This is a genomic window from Bifidobacterium callimiconis (genome assembly GCF_003952005.1).
Lineage (GTDB): Bacteria > Actinomycetota > Actinomycetes > Actinomycetales > Bifidobacteriaceae > Galliscardovia > Galliscardovia callimiconis.
Map to the genome: position 1 here is coordinate 1 of NZ_QXGJ01000010.1, position 19,423 is coordinate 19,423.

A 19,423-nucleotide genomic window follows, 5' to 3' on the forward strand; every position below is an offset into this window, starting at 1 on the left:
CCCCTGGCTCCCCTCCCCGCGGAGGGGAGCTGTCTGCGCAGCAGACTGAGGGGAGCACCCCCCATCCCCACCCGGCCTCAACTCAGCAGAAAACAACAATCCCCACTTACTCCACAACCACCCCACAACAATCACCACAACAAGAGGAAGATCATGGATCTGATCGAAGCGATGGAAGCACGCCACGCCATCCGCATGTACACCGACGAACCGGTAGCCGACGACGTCATCGCCGCACTGCAGTCGGAGATCGACACGTGCAACACCGAAAGCGGCCTGCACATTCAGATGACGACCGGACTGAACGACGCGTTTCTGGGTCTGAAAACGCATTACGGACGGTTCAAGGGCGTGCATAACACGATCGCACTGATCGGCGCTGCGGACGGCACGAACTCCGGTTGGACGAAAGAGGGCTCGGAGGATGCCGCTGCAACCGACCCCGGCGAAATCGCACTGCAGCAGACCGTGGGCTATTACGGCGAGCGTCTGGCGCTGAAGGCCACACAGCTTGGTCTGGCCACGTCATGGGCCGTGCTCGACGATGCGATGAGCGCGGAGAACCCGTGGTGGACGCTCGCTCCCGGCGAGAAGATCGTGTGGGTGCTGGCGTTTGGTCATGGCGCGCGCCCCGGCGGCAAGCACCGCAGCAAACCGATCGAGGATCTGTGCACCATCCCCGAAGGTGAGAACATGCCCGACTGGTTCCGCGCCGGCATGGAGGCGGCGATGCTCGCCCCCACGTCGCTCAGCCAGCAGCCGTTCCACTTCACGCTGCACGCCGACGGCACCGTCAGCGCCCGTGCGACCGAGGGATTGTTCGCCCACGTGAGCCTCGGCTGCGCCATCTACCACTTCGAGGCGGCTTCCGGCCACACCGTGAACTGGCGTTAGCGCTCGGCGAACCGCCTGTGCCAGGCTGGGGCCCGGTGTGCCTCGCTCGCCTCGCTCCGCAGCGTATGGTCTCCTTGAGCCATCGACACGCGAGTTTTGTGGTTTCCCCCAGAGTGACGGCAGGTAATGCACCCCGCAATCAAGCCATTTGCGGAACCGCATTCGTCTCTCATGCCACTCGCGGGGTGCAGAGACACCACAGTTCGCGCTCAAGGACCACGAATCCAAGCCATCCGCCCCCGGCGCGACACGCCGAAGACACGCCGATTTGCACAATCCGGAATCGTAGTGCTAAATTAATCACTTGTCTGCGAGCGTGGCGGAATGGTAGACGCGCTGTCTTCAGGTGGCAGTGAGTGTATGCTCGTGGGGGTTCAACTCCCCCCGCTCGCACGAATAAAACCTCGGATCGTGAAAACGGTTCGGGGTTTTCTCGTATTCGCGCGCAGGCAGTCCGCGCACACTCGCGCCGTCGCCCACACTGCGGAATCTGCCGCCGAATTTGTCTCACTATGCGAAATAATCTGCTCTTTACAGCGTCAAACACCCGTTTTTGCGTCGTTTTTCGTCCTTTTGGCGCTGTGAATTGTGGAATTCGGGTATTCGACGCCCCAAAAGTGCGCCGTCACCGTCAACACCGAGCCGCTTGTGCACCACGCGCTCGCCTACACTGGCAAGCATGAGTGATGAGAACACCGAGAACGCAACCAGGAACACCGCGGCCGCGCCGAATACGCCGACCGCGTCAAACACGCCAACCGCCTCCCCAGCCGCACCGGCCACCCCGGACTCCCCCACCCAGACCGCGTACTTCGCCGGCGGGTGCTTCTGGGGCCTGCAGGAATACTTCCGCAACGTAGACGGCGTGACCGCCACGACGGTCGGCTACGCGCAGTCGAACACCCCGAACCCCACCTACGAGCAGGTGTGCTCGGGCACGACCGACGCCGCCGAGACCGTGCGCGTGGAGTTCGACCCGTCCCGCGTGACGCTGCGCACGCTGAGCCTGCTGTTCCTCGAGGTGATCGACCCGTTCTCCGTGGATCGTCAGGGCGAGGACACCGGTCGTCAGTACCGCACCGGCATGTTCTTCACAGACGACGATCAGAAGGCCGTGTTCATCGCCGCGATCGAGCAGCTGATCGACCGCGAGCCGCGCCGCCCCGCCGTGCTCATCGAACCGCTGCGCAACTTCTACCCCGCCGAGGAGCACCATCAGGACTATCTGGAGAAGAATCCGGGCGGCTACTGCCACATCGACATCGCCAAGATCCACAACGTGCGCAACCGTCAGAAGTACGTGGACCGCATCTGGGATCTGACGCTCGAACAGTTCGCGGTCACGCAGCACGCGGCCACCGAGCGCCCGTTCGTCAACGAATACGACGAGACGTTCGAGCCGGGCATCTACGTGGACATCGTCAGCGGTCAGCCGCTGTTCCTGTCGACCGACAAGTTCGATTCCGGCTGCGGCTGGCCGGCATTCTCCAAGCCGATCAGCGCCGATCTGGTCACCGAGCATGACGACGACCGCGTGCCCGGCCGACCGCGCATCGAGATTCGCACGTCCGAAACGCAGATCCACCTCGGCCACGTGTTCGACGACGGACCGGCCGAGCTCGGCGGCCACCGCTACTGCATGAACTCCGCCGCACTGCGCTTCGTCCCGCTGTCACGTATGGCCGAGGAAGGCTACGCCGACTACATTCCCCAGCTGCAGCAGTAGCAGCAGTAGCAGCAGTAGACGCGCACGTAACGCATAAACAACATGAAGGGCGTTCCCCGCACATCGGCAGGGAACGCCCTTCATCATTCAGCGGTTCACGGCCAGCGACCGGCAATCAGCCAGCAACCGGCCGACCGATCAGCCATTCAGCTCCGCTTGCGACGCACCACAAGCACGGCCACGCCGGCCACGGCCAGCACGACCACGACCACGGCGATGACCGCCACGGCCGTACCAGTGCGGGACAGCTCGCCCTGGGTCTTGCCGTTCGCGTTCGTCACGGTCTTTTTGGCTCCGTCGACGTCGCCATCGGCCTTCTTGTCGGCGCCGTTTGCCCCCGGCTGCGACGGCTGCACACCCGGCGTGCTGTCCTTGATCGCCACGGACAGGCGCGCACGTGCGCCACGGTTGAAGAACACCACCACGTTGCCCATGCTGCCGGTCTCCTTGCCGTTGAGCAGACTGCTGTTCAGCGTCACGCCCGCGTCGGTGACCGTGTAGTCGGTGCCTTCGGTGAGCGTCTTGTAGTCGTACTGCACGGACTGCACGGTGTTGCCGTTGAAATCGATGCCCGCGGACAGGCCGTTGGCGTTCGCGCCGCGCGTGGAGGCGTCGTACTTGTCGTAGTCGAACGCATTCTGCTTCAGCGAGGCGTTGACCGCGTCGCCGCGACCGTCGTCGAGCTTCCACACCTGCGTGCCGTGGAACGGGTTCGCGGTGCCCACGTTGAGACCGGTGTCGGTGATGGCGAACACACGCAGACCGTGGTTGTTGTTGTCGCCGAATCCGTTGCGGGTGATGGTGCTGAAGTTCGTGCCGTCGCCGGTGACCACCAGATCGAAGCCGCGCTTGTCCGGGGTGGCGGCGCTCAGGTACTTGAGCACGCCCACGAAGTAGCCGAAGTTGTCCACGTTGGCCTGGGTGAGCCACTGGTCGAGTTCCTTGACCAGATCGTCCGGCAGGTACTGCTTGTTCTTCTGGTACAGGTCGTACAGCTGCTGGAGCCACGTCTGGAACTGCTCGCGGTCCTGCAGCGTGTACTGCTTGGCGTCGGCGGCCATCGGCGTGGCCTCGGCGACGGACGAGCTCACGTCGGTCTGCTTGGATTCCAGATCGTTCTGCATGTTGCCGAGCAGATCCTGCATCTGCTTGACGTCGGACTGCACGGCGTCGGCCTTGCCGGATTCGAGGGTCTTGGCGGCGGCCTTCTGATCGTCGGACTGGGCGGCGGCATCGTCGGACTGCACGTCAGTGGACGCGGCGTTGGTCTGCTCGTCCTCAAGCGTCTTGAGGAACTCCTCGATGTATCCGACCTGCTTCTTCCACTGTTCCGGCGTGCGGTGCAGGATATCGCCGTTGACGAACTGCGTGATGGGGTACGTCATGTCGCTGATGTCGTACGTGCCAGCGTACATCTTGCCGTCGTACGACTGCATGCGCCACACGTACTGGTTCAGGAAGCGGCTGGCCTCGTCGTCGGAACCGAGTCCGGCGCGCATGGTCTTGCCGTCGATCGTGCCGATCGGGCCTTCGGGGAACGCGTCGTTCGCCTCGCCGGCGACCATCTGGAAGTTCTCGTCGGCGTCCATGCGCCACAGGTTCACGGAGCCGTGCAGATCCTTGTACAGGCCTTCGAACTTGTACTTCAGCACGTCGGGGATCGAGATCATCGGATCGTTGTAGCCGCCGATGTACAGATGGTTCTTGTACACCACCATGTTGGCCGCGCCGGAACGGTCTGCGCCGAATCCGAAGTCGTACTTCGCGCCCTTGGACTTGTCGCCGACGAGCAGCTTGTACGACCACGTGCCGTCACCGTTCTGGTCGCCGCAGAACAGGGCGAACGAACGCTTCATCTTGCTCGTGCCCGTCACCACTGTGATGTACAGATGTCCGTTGAACGGGACGATGTCCCAGATCGCGCCGCCCGCAATGTTGTCGGTGGTGTGGAACGCCGGATAGCCGAGGAAATCGTCCTGCGTGCCGATGATCTTGAACGAGTCCTGACCGGCGGTGGGGTTCGACGACGAGACGATGTAGGCGCCCGTCTTGCCCTCGTCACCGTACTTGCCGATCATGCTGGCGACCAGCTGGTCGTTGGTGACGGCGAGACCGCGGATGAGCGTGGATACGCCCTTGCCGTCGGCGGCCTTGCCCGTGTACACCACGCGGGTCTTGTCAGTGGCGGGATCGATTTCGATCAGCTGTGGGGTGGGGACGGTGCCGGCCGCGAAGTACAGCTTGTCGTGGAATTCGACGGCGGCGCGGTAGCCGGAGCCGGCCTTGGCCGTGCTCACCAGCTTCACTTCGCCGGTGCGGGTATTGACCTTCAGCAGCACCGGGCGCATGACGCCGTCGTCAAAGTACAGCTCGCCGTTGAACATCGCGTCGACGCCGGCCTTGAGGGTGCTGTACTTCACGCCGGTGGTGGCGGACACCAGCCTGACCATGCTGTTCATCGGCGAATAGCAGGTGCCGATGTACATCCAGTCGCCGTAGCCGACGGATGCCCATGAATAGCTCTGACCGCGGTCGCCCGTGGTGCCGGACATGGTCGGATTACCGTTCGCATCGACGTTGACGATGCCGTCGTCCTCACCGAGACCGGCGTTCGGATGGGAGATCTTGGTGGCGGTGTAGCCGGACTGCTGGTTGACCGTGATGCCCGGAGCGCTGGAGGAGGCCGCCGACGCGGTGTCCACAGCAGCGCCCAGCGGGACGATCATCGCGCAGGTGGCGACCACTGCGACCGCGATGTTGCGTAGACGCGCGAACGGCCGCACCGATTGCGTGGGAAAACTCATGTTTGCTTCTTCCTGAATACTTCCTTTTATGGTCTTCTCTGACGAGAGTTCTTGATCGGCGTTCCGGGAACACACCACAACACAACATCCGGGAACGCCAACACCCCCTCACTGTATACCGCTTTTACGACACCCCCTACCCCCGCATACATCATGCGTGCACCGTAGCGCACACACCGCCGCGTAGTTACGCAGGGTTCTGATGCCGTATGACTGCGTAACTACGCGATATGACTGCATAACTACGCGCTACATCCCCCACATACGACAGGAGGCGCATTCCGCGGATCGCAATGATCGCGGAACGCGCCTCCTGGACGATTTGCGGCAGGCGTCGGACCGTGCACCATCCGACGTCACCGCCGTCAACGACGATAGCAGTGGGCGGCTACTCGGACGGACAAACGTCCATCAGCCGTCTCCGCCAGTCTTACTCGGCGATGAACTTGAGGAAGGCATCCACCTGAGCGGACAGGGCCTTGCGGTCGTCCTCGCTCAGGCCGAGCTTGCCGGTGCCCCAGGCCTCGGGAGCCAGGGTCACGCCCAGCTGGTCGCCGAGCAGCTCGACCTTGCCGAAGCCCAGCACCTCGGTGAGCTTGGCGCGAGTGCCGGCGCCGGCGGACTGGCCGGCCACGGAGCTCAGGGCCACCTTCTTGCCGGGCAGCACGGAGGAGGACTCGGCCGGGAACGGCTCCAGCGGGCGGGACAGCCAGTCGAGCAGGTTCTTCAGCACGCCCGGGTAGCTGTAGTTGTACTCCGGGGAGAAGATCCACACACCGTCGGCGAGCACGAACTCACGACGGACGGCGGACACGGCCTCGGGGGCCGGGTACTCGATGTCCTGGCTGAAGAACGGCACGTTGGTGTAGTCAAGGAACTCCACCTCGGCACGGTCGCCGATCAGAGCCTTGGCCTCGTCGGCCAGCTGCTTGTTGAAGCCGTCCTTGTGCAGGGAACCCACGATGAACAGAATCTTGGCCATGTTTCCTCCTGATGGTTTGCAACGATTCGTTGTTGAAGCCGCCGTCGCGCACGGCGGCAAAGCCTTGACGCCATCATTGTCTCGCCGGACCGGCGACATCCTCAGCCGGCAGAGAACCGTTCATGCAAACCACTGCAATATCAACGAAATCAACGAACGTCGGCGTACTAACCGAGTAGTACAGTTTGGATACAGATCGACGGTTCGCATAGGCGGTCGTCGGGGAACCGTTGGGAAAGGCAGGTCGCCATGGGGAACGAAATCGGGATTCTGGAAGCGCCGGACACGGACGTCATCGACGACGACATCACGGAGGACATGATCGCCGATCTGTTCGCCCCGGCCGAGACGATGTCCGCCGCCACGCACGACGCCGATCATGGCAGCGATGATTTCCTCATCACCATCGATCTCAACAGCGCCACGCCCGCGTTCGAACAGATCCGTTCGCAACTCGACGGTCTGATCCGCGTGGGACTGCTCGAAGCCGGCGCCAGCATGCCGCCGATGCGTGGTCTGGCCAAACAGTTCGGCGTTTCGCTCGGCACGGTACAGCACGCCTACGAGGAGCTGGAATCCAGCGGCCTGATCATCACGTCGCCCGGCCGTCCGGCACGCGTGGCGGAGGGCAAGCGTCTGCCGTGCGACGTGCTCGCCGCGATCGAATGCCTGGCGGTGGCCGCGCAGCAGAAGAACGTGGATCTCGGCGACACCCAGAACGTGCTGGGCGCCATGTGGCAGATGAAGCGCTGACGACGGCGAGAACGGACGGACCAACGGGCCGATCATCGGCCGACCGCTAGGGCCATGCCGGCGGCTAGACTGAACGGGTTAGACGTATAATGCCGCGCCCGCACGCGACCATGCACAACGCGCGACGGCGAAGCGCGGCGCCCACAGCGCAATCCACGCGAAGGAGAACATCACATGCTGCTCAGCGATCACGACATTCTGGCCGCACAGGCGAGCGGAAACATCTCGCTCACCCCCTGGACCCCGGAAATGGTGCAGCCGGCCTCGGTGGACGTGCGACTGGACCGCTTCTTCCGCGTGTTCAACAGCCACAAGTACACGTATGTGGACCCTGCCGAGAACCAGGGCGATCTGACCGAACAGTTCGAGGTGGCGCCCGGCGAGCCGTGGATCCTGCACCCGGGCGAGTTCATCCTCGGTTCCACGTGGGAGTACGTGAAGCTTGATTCGTCGATCGCCGCACGACTGGAGGGCAAGAGCTCGCTGGGTCGTCTGGGCATTCTCACGCATTCGACCGCCGGCTTCATCGACCCCGGCTTCGAGGGCCACATCACGCTGGAGCTGTCGAACGTGAGCACGCTGCCGGTGAAGCTGTGGCCAGGCATGAAGATCGGCCAGATGTGCTTCTTCTCTCTGAGTTCCCCCGCCGACAACCCGTACGGCTCCGGCAAGCTCGGCTCGCACTATCAGGGTCAGCGCGGCCCGACCCCGAGCCGTTCCTACGTGAACTTCTACTGCGCCGACGTCAACGACGGCGAAGGCATCGACCCGAGCGCGCAGCAGGCGTAGGTCCAGAGCCCGGCGTTCTCCCTCCGAGGGAGGGAGATGTCATGGCAGAGCCATGACAGAGGGAGGGATCGTACACCGTCAAGGCTCATCGGGGCTTGCAAGAGGCGGATCCCTCCCTCAGACCGCCGTGCGGCGGCCAGCTCCCTCCCACGGAGGGAGCACGCTGGGACCGCCTACCGCTCGATGTCGGCGTAGGGAGACTGTCGCCAGACCAGTTCCGGCTTGAGCAGTTCGTGCCAGCGCGGCTCGTCGGTGATCGGCGCTCCGGCGAGCATGTCGCGCGTCATACGCAGCAGCTCCTTCGCCACCACGGTGAGCGGCTGGCGGATCGACGGGAACGAGAACGCGTGCGCGAGCGCGGAATCGTCGAAACCGGTCACCCACACCGGGCGTGACAGCATGTTCACGTTCGGGTTGCCATCGATCACCGCGTGCTTCACGATGTGGCTGATGCTGGACAGCGCGCCCACGGCGAGATTGTCGGACGGGCAGACGATGGCGTCAAGCCCCGGATGACGCTGATAGAGTTCGGCCGCCGCAGCCTCGCCGGCGCGCATGGCCTCGATCGTGCCGATCGCCCACGTATCGATCGGCTGTCCGTCGTACATGTCGTCGACGATGAGTCCGGCCTCCTTAAGGCCGTCGTACCAGCCCTGATAGCGGTTGATCGCGGTGCCGGTGCCGGAGCTCCAGCCGATGTAGCCGATATGCCTGCGACCGGCGGCGACCAGACGGCTGACCATCTCCTTGATCGCGCTGTAGCCGTCCACGTCCACCCACGGAATGCGCGAGGCGACCTCGGGGCTGAGATTCCATGGACGGCCGAACAGCACGAACGGCTGATCGTGTTCGATGAGCCAGCTCGGACGGCCGTCATTCACTTCGAGTTCGTTGAGCACGATCGCGTCGACGTCGGACTGTTCCATCAGGCTTTGGATGTGCTGGATCTCGCTGGGTTCGTCGATGCGCGGATACAGCATGATCTGCTTGCCGTCGTTGTTCGCCTCGGCGGCGAGCAGGTGCAGGAATTCGTCGAAGATGGGCGACGGGGCGCGGTTCTCGCCGGCGGCGATGCCCACCGCCACCACGTCGGATCGGCCGGAGCGCAGACGGCGGGCGGATGCGTTGGGCTTGTAGCCGAGTTCCTTGATGGCCTGCTCGATCTTCTCGCGCGTGGCCTGCGACACGATGCTCGGCGAGTTGATCGCGTTGGACACCGTCTGGTGTGAGACTCCCGCCTTGCGTGCCACATCACGAATACTGACCATTCCCACACCCCTTTTTCCGACGCCAACCGTTCAGGGAGGCGTTCACATTGTGCCGGTTCGCATTGTGGCGAACCGTATCTGGTCTCATCGGCGCGTTCCACATCACCGTAACGCGCCTGTCTAAGCCATTATTATTCCACACAATGTGAACGTTCAACCTCCGTTGCCACAAGATGTCACGGGATGCGAATCGGCATGGAAGACGAACGCGGATGCGGAACGACCCTGGCCGGCACGGATGGACGCGGAACGCCCCTGGCCGGCACGGACGATCACGCCACATCGCCGGCCGCACGATCAATCCGGCACCGATACCGTTGCAGAGAGCTTCGGCCGTGATCACCTCATCAGTCGGCTGCGCCGACAGCTTCCCCTCAAGGGGAAGCCGGCATTAGACGATTCCCCAATCAGGTGAGCATCCGCTCCGACGCAGTCGGCCTTCCCCTTGAGGGGAAGGTGTCGAGCAAAGCGAGACGGATGAGGTGACCCGGCCGAAGGCCGCCACGGCAACGCATCGACCAAAGGTCGATTCCGCACCCCGCAACACCCCAGCAACCAGCATCAAACAGCACGCCAACCGCCAAGCACCGATCTCGATGACGCCCGTCATGCCCTCCCCCCGGCGACCACGCCGAACGCACGCCCGGCACCGGCCGCCGGCACGCCGGCCGCCTACCTCCGCACCCTGTCCACCGCACGCAGCACGAGCTTGTAGAGCTCGCTGCCCACGAGCACGAGCGCGGAAAGTCCCAGGCATTCGGCCCACTGATGCGGGTCGAGGGGCGTGGTGCCGAACGCCACGTTCAGGAACGGCACGTAGATCACCAGCAGCTGCAGCACGACCGACAGTGCGATCGCACCCCACAGCCATTTGTTGGCGAACATGCCCTTGAACGCGGTCTGGTCGGCGCTGCGGGCGGCGAGCGCATTGAACAGCTGGGCGAACACGAGGATCGTGAAGCCCATGGTGCGGGCCATGACGATCTGCTCGTCATGCGTCACGTTCATCGCGGAGTCGTCGGTCAGCAGTCCGCCGGGCAGGTACAGGTCCATGCCGATCAGCGTGACGGCGGCCATGAGCAGGCCCACGACGATCACGTCGGTCCACATGCGCGCGTCGATCACGCGGTCGGTGAGCTTGCGCGGTTTGCGGTTCATCACGTTGTCGGTGGACGGGTCCACGCCCATGGCCATGGCGGGCGCGGCGTCGGTGAGCAGGTTGATCCACAGCAGCTGCGTGGCGAGCAGCGGCACGGTCACGCTGTCGGCGCCGGGTTCGCTGATGCCGAGGAATCCGGCGAGCAGCACACCGCCGAATACGGTGAGCACTTCGCCCATGTTGGAGCTGAGCAGGTAGCGCAGGAACTTGCGGATGTTGTCGAAGATCGACCGGCCTTCGCGTACGGCGGCCACGATGGTGCCGAAGTTGTCGTCCGTCAGGATCATCTTGGCGGATTCCTTGGTGACTTCGGTGCCGGTGATGCCCATGGCCACGCCGATGTCGGCGGATTTGACGGCGGGGGCGTCGTTCACGCCGTCGCCGGTCATGGCCACGATCTCGCCCTGCGCCTGCAGCGCGTCGACGATGCGCATCTTGTGTTCGGGGGCCACGCGCGCGTAGACGGACACGTTGCGTACGGTGTCGGCGAATTCGGCGTCGGTCAGTTGGTCGAGCTGGTCGCCGGTGAGGGCCTGCGGATACGTGCGGTCGGCGCGGTCGGCAGAGTCGGTGTGGCTGGCGGAGTCGGTGCCTCCAGAGTTCCCGTCGCTCTGCGTGATGATGCCGAGATCGGTGGCGATGCGGGCTGCGGTGAGCGGATGGTCGCCGGTGATCATGACGGTGCGGATGCCGGCGCCATGTGCCTCGGCCACGGCGTCACGCACTTCGGTGCGCGGTGGGTCGATGATGCCGACCATGCCCACCCAGATCATGTCGCGTTCGATCACGTCGGGCTGGTCGGCCACGTCCTTGGCGAGTGTGCCGTCGGCGTTGCGTTCCAGTCCGTCGATGTCGTCGATGCGCGTGGCGTTCAGCGGACGGTACGCCTGGCCGAGCGTGCGGTAGGCGTTGCGGGAGAGGCGTTCCACGTCGGCGAGGATGCGCGTGCGGTCGGCGTCGGTGAGGGCGCGGACGATGCCGTTCTCCTCGATGCGTGTGCAGTAGCCGAGCAGTACGTCGGGCGCGCCCTTGGCGTAGGCGGTGAGAGAGGTCGTCTCGGCGGCGCTGGCGTCGGTCTTTTCGACGCCGATCTGCCCGATCACGGTCATGCGTTTGCGGTCGGATGTGAACGGGATCTCCGCCACGCGCGTGAACCGGTCGGTATCGGCCGCGCCGATCTTGCGGGCGCCCACAATCAGCGACACTTCGGTCGGGTCGCCGACGATCGTGCCGTCGTCGTTGAGCTTGCCATCGTTGGCGAGCGCACCAACGGACAGCACACGCCGCGCCTCACGCAGTCGCGGATCATCGTCGGCGAGCGCGCCACCGTCGACGTCGGCCGCATGACCGTCGGTGGAGTAACCGGTGCCGGTGAGCGTGATCTCGCCGGACGGGGTGATCACGCGCTGCACGGTCATTTCGTTACGGGTGAGGGTGCCGGTCTTGTCGGAGCAGATCACCGACGCCGAGCCGAGCGTTTCCACCGAGGAGAGCTTCTTGACGATGGCGTGATGTTTGGCCATGCGCTGCACGCCGAGCGCGAGCACCACGGTGAGGATGGCGGCCAGACCTTCCGGCACGGCGGCCACGGCGAGCGAGACGGCGAGCAGCAGCGAGTCGATCACGTCCTGCGTGGAGTTGAAGCCGTACACCACGGCCAGCAGGACAAGCACGAGCGCGGCGATCACGCAGACGGCCAGACCGAGCACCTTGGAGACGAACGTGATCTCCTTCTGCAGCGGCGTGGGGTCTTCCTTTTGTTCGGACAGCATGCGCGCGATCTTGCCCACCTGGGTGCGCATGCCGGTGGCGGTGACGATGAGGCGGCCGGTGCCCTGTGTGACGGATGTGCCGTTGAACGCCATGTTGGCGCGGTCACCGAGCGCCTTGGCCCCGGCAAGCGTGGCGGGGTTCTTGGTGACGGGCACGGATTCGCCGGTCAGCGACGCTTCGGCCACGTGCAGTGCTGCCGTGGTGACGAGTCGGCCGTCGGCGGCCACGGTGTCGCCTTCGGCGAGCAGCACGATGTCGCCGGGCACGACCTCCGCGGTGGGGACGGAGACGGGGTGCCCGTCGCGCAATACGGTGGCGTGGGCGGCGGCCATACGGCTCAGTGCGGCGACGGCCTGCTCGGCCTTGGCCTCCTGCGCGTAGCCGAGTACGGCGTTGAGTACCAGAATCAGCACGATCACGATGCAGTCGAACGGCAGGGCCTCGGCTTCGGCCGGGTTGGCGGAGCGTTCGATGAACCATGCGATCAGCGAGATGACCGTGGCGGCGAGCAATAGGTAAACGAGCGGGTCCTTGAACTGGGCGAGGAACTTCTTCCACTTCGGTGTGGGCGGCGCGCCGGCGAGTTCATTCGGCCCGAATTCCTGTAGTCGACGTGCGGCTTCGGTTGCGGTCAGACCGTGTTCGATGTCGGTGTCGAGCGTTTCGGCCACCGTGGCGGCGTCAAGCAGCGACGGATCGTCGAATGTTGACGGTGCCGCGGAAGCCGTAACGGGATGATCGGCGGCACGATCGGCAGACTGGCCGGGATGATTGACGGGCTGATTCGGACGATCCTTTCGATCGGTCCGGTTTGGGGCGGGATCCTTCATAACGCACCTCATGGTTCCGCCGCAGAGTAGTCAGTTCCCCTTCGGGATCGAGACCCCGAATCCTTGACATTCCAAGGTTTCCAGTCGAAACCTCCGCGGAACTGTGCGGATGTGTCGAGTCGTCGGACAACGACTCGTTTCCAGTCATTCTACCGATGGTCGTCCGTGCAATCCACCAACAAAACCCAACAATTTGTCGCACTGTATACCAAGAAACGAACAGACTCTCCCATGCACATGCAACACGCGCATCAGGCACTCCGCCAGACATCGCAGAACTGCGATATACCACAATCGGAGCCTTGAAATTCCAAGGCCGAGTTTTTCGTACATTGCAGTTCTGCGATTTTTCCGACGGCAACGAGCGCGCCGACAACCCGCCGAGAACTGTTTATTGAACACGTGTCGATTTAGCGCGATACTAGCAATCACGGCGTCAACAATGGCGCTGACGCCGGCCAACTCCAAGGACCATACGCCAAGGCCGCCACCGGGAACGTCACCCACTCCCCGGTCATCGGCCGTCAAAGGCAGCGTCGATCCCGGCGTCGACGGGCCAGCCGCCGTAGCATGGAATAAACCGCACCGTCGCGGCACCGACCCAAGGAGGGGAACATGTACTACTCAAGCGGAAACTACGAGGCCTTCGCACGCCCGAAGAAGCCGGAGGGCGTGGATGGCAAGTCGGCATACATCATCGGCACCGGACTGGCAGCGTTGTCCGCCGCCTGTTATCTGGTCCGCGACGCGCAGATGCCCGGCGCGAACATCCACATTCTTGAAAAGGACGCCGTGCCCGGCGGCGCCTGCGACGGTCTGGAAATCCCCGGACTCGGCTATGTGATGCGCGGCGGTCGCGAGATGGACAACCACTTCGAGGTCATGTGGGATCTGTTCCGGTCCATCCCGAGCATCGAGACCGAAGGCGTCTCCGTGCTCGACGAATACTACTGGCTCAACAAGGAGGATCCCAACTACTCGCTGTGCCGAGCCACCAAGGAACTCGGCAAGGACGCCGGCACACAGGGCAAGTTCGGCCTGTCCGACAAGGCCGCGCAGCAGATCATGAAGCTGTTCTTCACGCCCGACGAGGACCTGTATGACAAGCCCATCACCGACTTCTTCGACGACGAGGTGCTGAACTCCAACTTCTGGATGTACTGGCGCACCATGTTCGCGTTCGAGAACTGGCATTCCGCGCTGGAGATGAAGCTGTACATCAAGCGCTACATCCACCATATCGGCGGCCTGCCCGACTTCTCCGCGCTGCGCTTCACGCGCTACAACCAGTACGAGTCGATGATCCTGCCGATGGTGAAGTACCTCGAAGGCCACGGCGTGCAGTTCCACTACAACACCAAGGTGGAGAACGTGGAGTTCGCGATCGGCGGCGGTGACGGGCCGAAGCGCGAGCGCACCGGCGTGGGGCAGGACACGATCCAGAAGATCCAGGCCACATCCGGCATGTTCCCGCGCAACCCGTACAGCACGCCCACCAAGAAGATCGCCGTACGCATCGACGTCAACGAGGACGGCAGCGAGCGCTCGATCGACCTGACCGAGAACGATCTGGTGTTCATCACCAACGGCGGCTGCGTGGAGAACTCGACCATGGGTTCCCAGCATTCCCCCGCGGCGTGGAATCCGGAGATTCGCCCCGGCGGCGGATGGGACATGTGGCGGCGCATCGCCGCGCAGGACGCGAGCTTCGGACACCCGGACACGTTCTGCTCGGATCCGCAGGCGACCAAGTGGATGAGCGCCACCGTGACCACGCTCGACGGCGAGATCCCGCCGTACATCAAGCGCATCTGCAAGCGCGACCCGTTCAGCGGACGCGTGGTGACCGGTGGCATCGTGACCGTGACCGACTCCAACTGGCTGATGAGCTGGACCCTGAACCGTCAGCAGCAGTTCCGCGACCAGCCCAAGGACCAGCTGTGCGTGTGGGTGTACGGTCTGTTCCCCGACAAGCCGGGCAACTACATCAAGAAGCCGATGACCGAATGCACGGGCGAGGAGATCTGCGCCGAGTGGCTCTACCACATGGGCGTGCCCGCGGAGAGGATCGATGCGCTGGCGAAGAACCATGCGAACACCGTGCCGGTGATGATGCCGTACATCACCGCGTTCTTCATGCCGCGTGCGGCCGGCGACCGCCCGGATGTGGTGCCCGACGGCGCCGTGAACTTCGCGTTCCTCGGTCAGTTCGCGGAGACGCCGCGCGACACGATCTTCACCACCGAGTATTCGATGCGCACCGGCATGGAGGCCGTGTACACGCTGCTCGACGTGGATCGCGGTGTGCCCGAAGTGTGGGGCAGCGTGTATGACGTGCGTAATCTGCTCAACTCCACGGTGAAGCTGCGCGACGGCCAGCCGATCACCACGATGAAGCTCAACTTCGTGGAGCGGGCCGTACTGGGCAAGGTGCTCAAGAAGCTCGAGGGCACCGACATCGCCAAGCTGCTGCACGAGTACGGCGTGGTGTGATCGCGGAATTTTCAGATCAATGATCCAGTCAACGACGACAGAAAGGAAATATCATGGCAAATTTCGACGATCGGTATCCGCTCGACAAGTGGCGTGACGCCGACCATTCCGTGATGGGGGAGTTCTCCCTCGCCGGCAAGAAGGGCTTCGTCACCGGCGCGGCCGGAGGCATCGGGCGCAGCGCGGCGGCCGCATGGGCGGAGGCCGGCGCCGACGTGGCGTTGGTCGATCTGCCGGCCAAACTCGAACAGTTGGAATCACTGGCCGCGGAGATGTCCGACAAGTACGGCGTGAACGTGGTGGCGATCGGCTGCGACGTGTCCGATCCGAACAGCGTGGCGGAACTGAAGACCGCGCTTGTCAATCGACTCGGCACGGTCGATATCGCGTTCCTCAACGCCGGCGTCTGCCTGATGGACGATTCGATCGACATCCCATTCGACAAGTGGCAGAAGACGTTGGACATCAACCTGTCCGGCGCGTTCATGACCGGACAGATCGCCCATCAGATCATGCGCGAGCACAAGCACGGCGGATCGTTGATCTTCACGTCGTCCACAGCCGGCCACACGGTGCTCAACATGGGCGGGTTCCCTGCGCCGAACATGAGCTACAGCGTGACCAAGGCGGGCGTGACGCGGTACACGCAGTATCTGGCGGCCGCACTCGCGCCGTACGGCATCCGGTCGAACGCGATCACGCCCGGCTACATCTGGTCCGGCATCTTCGGCGATTCGGTGACCGAGGAAGAGCATGACGCGATGCTGCAGATGGTGCCCGAACGCCGGTTCGCGCGCAACGACGAGCTGCAGGGGCTGCTGGTGTTCCTCGCGTCCGACGCGTCGTCGTACGTGACCGGCACCGACACCCCCATCGACGGCGGACTGCTCGTGTACTAGTCGCGCAAAGGGGTTCCGTGGCATCGGGCGCTTCGGCGCGCTGCGTGCGCTGCGTGCGCTGCGTGCGTTCCATGCCGCGGAACCCCTTGTGGGACAATGGAATCTATGGCTATGAAGAAAGGACCGACCAAGGGGTCGGGTGGAAAGCATCGTAACAAGCTGCGCGGGCACGGACCTACGCCCAAGGCCGAGGACCGCGTGTACCACAAGGCATATCGTGCCAAGAAGGCGGCCGAGCGCCGTCAGATGGCCGATCCGCGACTGGCCGCCAAGCGCCGCGTCGCCAAGTTCACGTCGGATTCCGATGATCTGGTGATCGGCCGCAACGCGGTCGTGGAGGCGCTGCGCGTGGGCGTGCCCGCCAAGGAACTGTATCTGGCCGCGCGCATTGAGCACGACGATCGTACGCGCGAGATCGTGCAGCTGGCCACGCGTCAGGGCCTGCACCTGCTCGAGGCGGACCGTCTGGAGATGGACCGTATCGCCCGCTCGTCGAACCATCAGGGCGTGGTGCTCAAGGTGCAGCCGTACCAGTATTCCTCGCTGCAGGAGCTCGTGGACCGCGCCGACCGCAAGGCCCGTGCCATGGAGGCCGCCGGCCCCGAGGCGCAGATCAAGGCCCGTCCGCTGTTCATCGCGCTCGACGGCGTGACCGATCCGCAGAACCTGGGCGCCGTGATCCGTTCCGCCGCCGCGTTCGGCGCGAACGGCGTGATCCTGCCGGAGCGACGCTCCGCTTCCGTGACCGCCGCCGCGTGGAAGGTGTCGGCCGGCGCGGCCGCGCATCTGCCGGTGGCCCGCGTGGTGAACCTGACCAAGGCGATCGAAAGCCTCAAGGAGCGCGGCTACTACGTCGTGGGTCTTGACGGCGGCGGCGACGCGCTTGTGGGTGAGACCAACTTCGAGACCGACCCGCTCGTGGTGGTGCTCGGCTCCGAGGGCAAGGGCCTGAGCCGACTGGTGCGCGAGGCCTGCGATTCGATCGCCGGCATTCCGATCAGCTCCATGGTGGAGTCGCTCAACGCCTCCGTGGCCGCGGGCATCAGCCTCTACGCCGTGGCCCGCGCCCGCCGCGAGGCCGCCGAAGCCGCCGCGAAGAAATAGGGCGGTAGATCGCCTGAGGCGACCTGCCATTGGTTCCCTCCCTCAGTCCGGCTCCGCCGGACAGCTCCCTCCCTCGGAGGGAGCACGGGGGATCTCTGGGTTCTCCCTCCAGGGGAGGGAGATGTCACGGCATTTGCCGTGACAGAGGGAGGGACCGCAACGCACTAACCTAAAGCAGTCACTCCCCCTTATCAGCCACTGCGGCAACGGCTTCCAAGGGGAAGCCTGTATATGGCAGCTCAGCTGGCCCAGACGGCGGCGTCGGGATCGTAGTCCGGGTTGTAGTCGCTGCCGTAGCCGTCGTCGCCGTATGAATCCTCGTCGTCGACCACACCGGCGTCGGCGTCCGCGTTGATCGCGTCCATCACCTTGGCGTCGAGCTTGTACTGCGGCAGCACGGTGTCGATGTAGCTGTTCACGGCCTCGGCCATCGGCACGTCGTGACCCACCTTCTCCGCCAGATACCAGCGGTGCGTAAGCACCTCGTGGAAGAACTGCGCCGGCTCGATCTGGGAACGGTACTCGGCCGGGATCATGCGCACGGTCGGCTCGAACACTTCGCGCATCCAGTCGGTGGCCACGATCTCCAGATCCTCGCCCTGCCGCCACGTAGACGTGCGGTAGGCGTCCAGATCATTGAGCAGTCGACGCGCCTGATTCTCCTGCACGTCAAGACCGGTGAGACGCAGCAGCTTGCGCGACGCATAACCGGCGTCCACCACGCGAGGACGCACGCGCACGCGATTGCCGTCCTCGGACGTGTTCATCTCCAGCTCGTCCACGTCGAAGCCGAGCTCGTTGAGCTTGTTGACGCGCTTCTCGATCTTCCACATCTCGTCGGGGCTGAAGCTCTCCACGTCGGTGAGCGCGCTCCACAGCGAATGGTAGCGGTCGACCAGACGGTTGCCCACCTCGACCTCGTCCACGTCGTCGGGCAGCAGCTTGCCGGAGCTCAGATCCATGAGCTCGCCGATGATGTTCGTGCGGGCCAGGTCGATGTCGTACTCACGCTGGCCCTCGGTCAGCTGCGGGTAGAGCTCGCCGGTCTCGGCGTCCACGAGCACGGCGGCGAAGCAGTCGGCGTCGCGCAGGAACAGCACGTTCGACAGCGACACGTCGCCCCAGTAGAATCCGATCAGGTGCAGGCGCACCAGCAGCACGGCCAGCGCGTCGATCAAACGGTCAGCGGTGTCCTCGCGCAGGTTGCGGGCGAACAGCGCGCGATACGGCAGCGAGAACTTGAGGTGCTCGGTCACGAGCATGGCCTCGAGCGGCTTGCCGTCGCGGTCGTGACGGCCGGTCACCACGGCGATCGGCTTGACCGACGGCACGTCGATCTTCTCGAGCTGGCGCAGCAGCTCGTACTCACGCTGGGCCACGGACTGCGTGATCTCCTTCATGGCGTACACGTCGTTGCCCACGCGCACGAAGCGCACCACGTGACGGGAGATGCCTCGCGGCAGGTTGGCAAGCAGGTCGTCGGGCCACTGGGAGAGCGGCTTGTGCCACGGCAGCGTGAACATCTTCGGGTTGGAGCTTGCGGCGGTGATCTTCAGCGCCTTGGGCTGCGCGGCCTTCCGTCCGGGGACACCTTCATCCGCGGACTTCACGGAAGTCGCCTGTACGAGTCTGGGGTCAAATTCCACGTTTTCCATAGTCACCAATCTACTGTGAGGGGCGCCCGGCATGGGATGTCCCATATGGGATAGCTCATGATCGGATTCTGTGGGGTTTTGAGAGGTTTTGTAGGAGGGGAAAGGGGCGTAATGAGCGGTCTCGACTCAGACCGGTTCACAAATCGAAGATACCGGCGTTCAGCCCAATAATTCATTGGCTCCTCCCTCGGTATCTTCGATTTGTGAACCACCGCGACCACAGACGCCTCATCATCGCGAACATAATCGAACAAATCAAACATTCGGAGGGCCGCCGACGTGCAAACCCCATCA

At 64.1% G+C, this 19,423-nt stretch carries 12 protein-coding genes and 1 tRNA gene; 8 read left to right on the forward strand and 5 right to left on the reverse strand.

Features of this window, described 5'->3' with window-relative positions:
* Window positions 1–153 precede the first annotated feature (153 nt).
* The 3 genes from D2E23_RS09215 (at window position 154) to msrA (ending at window position 2,620) form a co-directional block, all read left to right on the forward strand.
* On the forward strand, window positions 154–894 hold the full coding sequence (locus tag D2E23_RS09215; protein WP_126030624.1) for a nitroreductase family protein: 741 nt from the start codon (window positions 154–156) through the stop codon (window positions 892–894).
* A 310-nt stretch (window positions 895–1,204) separates the two neighbouring features.
* Window positions 1,205–1,287 (forward strand) — tRNA-Leu (locus D2E23_RS09220).
* A gap of 286 nt (window positions 1,288–1,573) precedes the next feature.
* A complete protein-coding gene (gene msrA / locus D2E23_RS09225) occupies window positions 1,574–2,620 on the forward strand; it encodes a peptide-methionine (S)-S-oxide reductase MsrA (protein ID WP_126030625.1) in 1,047 nt (348 codons plus the stop codon).
* A gap of 146 nt (window positions 2,621–2,766) precedes the next feature.
* Here the strand turns inward: msrA and D2E23_RS09230 are convergent, their stop codons facing one another.
* Both D2E23_RS09230 and D2E23_RS09235 read right to left on the reverse strand, forming a co-directional pair.
* On the reverse strand, window positions 2,767–5,424 hold the full coding sequence (locus D2E23_RS09230) for a X2-like carbohydrate binding domain-containing protein (protein WP_126030626.1): 2,658 nt from the start codon (window positions 5,422–5,424) through the stop codon (window positions 2,767–2,769).
* A gap of 430 nt (window positions 5,425–5,854) precedes the next feature.
* Window positions 5,855–6,406 (reverse strand): NADPH-dependent FMN reductase, encoded by a 552-nt coding sequence (locus tag D2E23_RS09235; RefSeq protein ID WP_126030627.1) that lies wholly within the window; start codon window positions 6,404–6,406, stop codon window positions 5,855–5,857.
* Between the two features lie 249 nt (window positions 6,407–6,655).
* Between D2E23_RS09235 and D2E23_RS09240 the strand changes: the two genes are divergently transcribed.
* Window positions 6,656–7,159 carry a GntR family transcriptional regulator gene (locus D2E23_RS09240; RefSeq protein WP_126030628.1) on the forward strand — a complete coding sequence of 168 codons (504 nt, stop codon included), beginning with the start codon at window positions 6,656–6,658 and terminating at the stop codon, window positions 7,157–7,159.
* Window positions 7,160–7,333: 174 nt separating this feature from the next.
* Window positions 7,334–7,948: a dCTP deaminase gene (gene dcd / locus D2E23_RS09245; protein WP_126030629.1), complete on the forward strand. Its 615-nt coding sequence runs from the start codon at window positions 7,334–7,336 to the stop codon at window positions 7,946–7,948.
* 173 nt (window positions 7,949–8,121) lie between these two features.
* On the opposite strand, the gene D2E23_RS09250 is transcribed toward dcd, so the two are convergent.
* On the reverse strand, window positions 8,122–9,216 hold the full coding sequence (locus tag D2E23_RS09250) for a LacI family DNA-binding transcriptional regulator (protein ID WP_126030630.1): 1,095 nt from the start codon (window positions 9,214–9,216) through the stop codon (window positions 8,122–8,124).
* 672 nt (window positions 9,217–9,888) lie between these two features.
* Complete coding sequence (locus D2E23_RS09255) at window positions 9,889–12,978, reverse strand: cation-translocating P-type ATPase (protein ID WP_126030631.1); 3,090 nt, start codon at window positions 12,976–12,978, stop codon at window positions 9,889–9,891.
* A gap of 615 nt (window positions 12,979–13,593) precedes the next feature.
* Between D2E23_RS09255 and D2E23_RS09260 the strand changes: the two genes are divergently transcribed.
* The 3 genes from D2E23_RS09260 (at window position 13,594) to rlmB (ending at window position 17,474) form a co-directional block, all read left to right on the forward strand.
* Entirely contained in the window at window positions 13,594–15,471 is a 1,878-nt protein-coding gene (locus D2E23_RS09260; protein WP_126030632.1) for an oleate hydratase, read from the forward strand.
* Window positions 15,472–15,524: 53 nt separating this feature from the next.
* The gene (locus D2E23_RS09265) at window positions 15,525–16,370 is read left to right on the forward strand and encodes an SDR family NAD(P)-dependent oxidoreductase (protein ID WP_126030633.1); all 846 of its coding nucleotides are present in this window, start codon (window positions 15,525–15,527) and stop codon (window positions 16,368–16,370) included.
* Between the two features lie 105 nt (window positions 16,371–16,475).
* A complete protein-coding gene (rlmB, locus tag D2E23_RS09270; RefSeq protein WP_126030634.1) occupies window positions 16,476–17,474 on the forward strand; it encodes a 23S rRNA (guanosine(2251)-2'-O)-methyltransferase RlmB in 999 nt (332 codons plus the stop codon).
* A gap of 239 nt (window positions 17,475–17,713) precedes the next feature.
* Here rlmB and D2E23_RS09275 read toward each other — a convergent pair whose 3' ends face one another.
* Complete coding sequence (locus D2E23_RS09275) at window positions 17,714–19,129, reverse strand: DUF4032 domain-containing protein (protein ID WP_126030635.1); 1,416 nt, start codon at window positions 19,127–19,129, stop codon at window positions 17,714–17,716.
* Between the last annotated feature and the right edge of the window lie 294 nt (window positions 19,130–19,423).

Coding starts and splice junctions, on each gene's coding strand:
- D2E23_RS09255 (WP_126030631.1), bottom strand. CDS start 12,978: ATGAAGGATCCCGCCCCAAACCGGACCGATCGAAAGGATCGTCCGAAT.
- D2E23_RS09240 (WP_126030628.1), top strand. CDS start 6,656: ATGGGGAACGAAATCGGGATTCTGGAAGCGCCGGACACGGACGTCATC.
- msrA (WP_126030625.1), top strand. CDS start 1,574: ATGAGTGATGAGAACACCGAGAACGCAACCAGGAACACCGCGGCCGCG.
- dcd (WP_126030629.1), top strand. CDS start 7,334: ATGCTGCTCAGCGATCACGACATTCTGGCCGCACAGGCGAGCGGAAAC.
- D2E23_RS09235 (WP_126030627.1), bottom strand. CDS start 6,406: ATGGCCAAGATTCTGTTCATCGTGGGTTCCCTGCACAAGGACGGCTTC.
- D2E23_RS09260 (WP_126030632.1), top strand. CDS start 13,594: ATGTACTACTCAAGCGGAAACTACGAGGCCTTCGCACGCCCGAAGAAG.
- D2E23_RS09265 (WP_126030633.1), top strand. CDS start 15,525: ATGGCAAATTTCGACGATCGGTATCCGCTCGACAAGTGGCGTGACGCC.
- D2E23_RS09275 (WP_126030635.1), bottom strand. CDS start 19,129: ATGGAAAACGTGGAATTTGACCCCAGACTCGTACAGGCGACTTCCGTG.
- D2E23_RS09215 (WP_126030624.1), top strand. CDS start 154: ATGGATCTGATCGAAGCGATGGAAGCACGCCACGCCATCCGCATGTAC.
- D2E23_RS09230 (WP_126030626.1), bottom strand. CDS start 5,424: ATGAGTTTTCCCACGCAATCGGTGCGGCCGTTCGCGCGTCTACGCAAC.
- D2E23_RS09250 (WP_126030630.1), bottom strand. CDS start 9,216: ATGGTCAGTATTCGTGATGTGGCACGCAAGGCGGGAGTCTCACACCAG.
- rlmB (WP_126030634.1), top strand. CDS start 16,476: ATGGCTATGAAGAAAGGACCGACCAAGGGGTCGGGTGGAAAGCATCGT.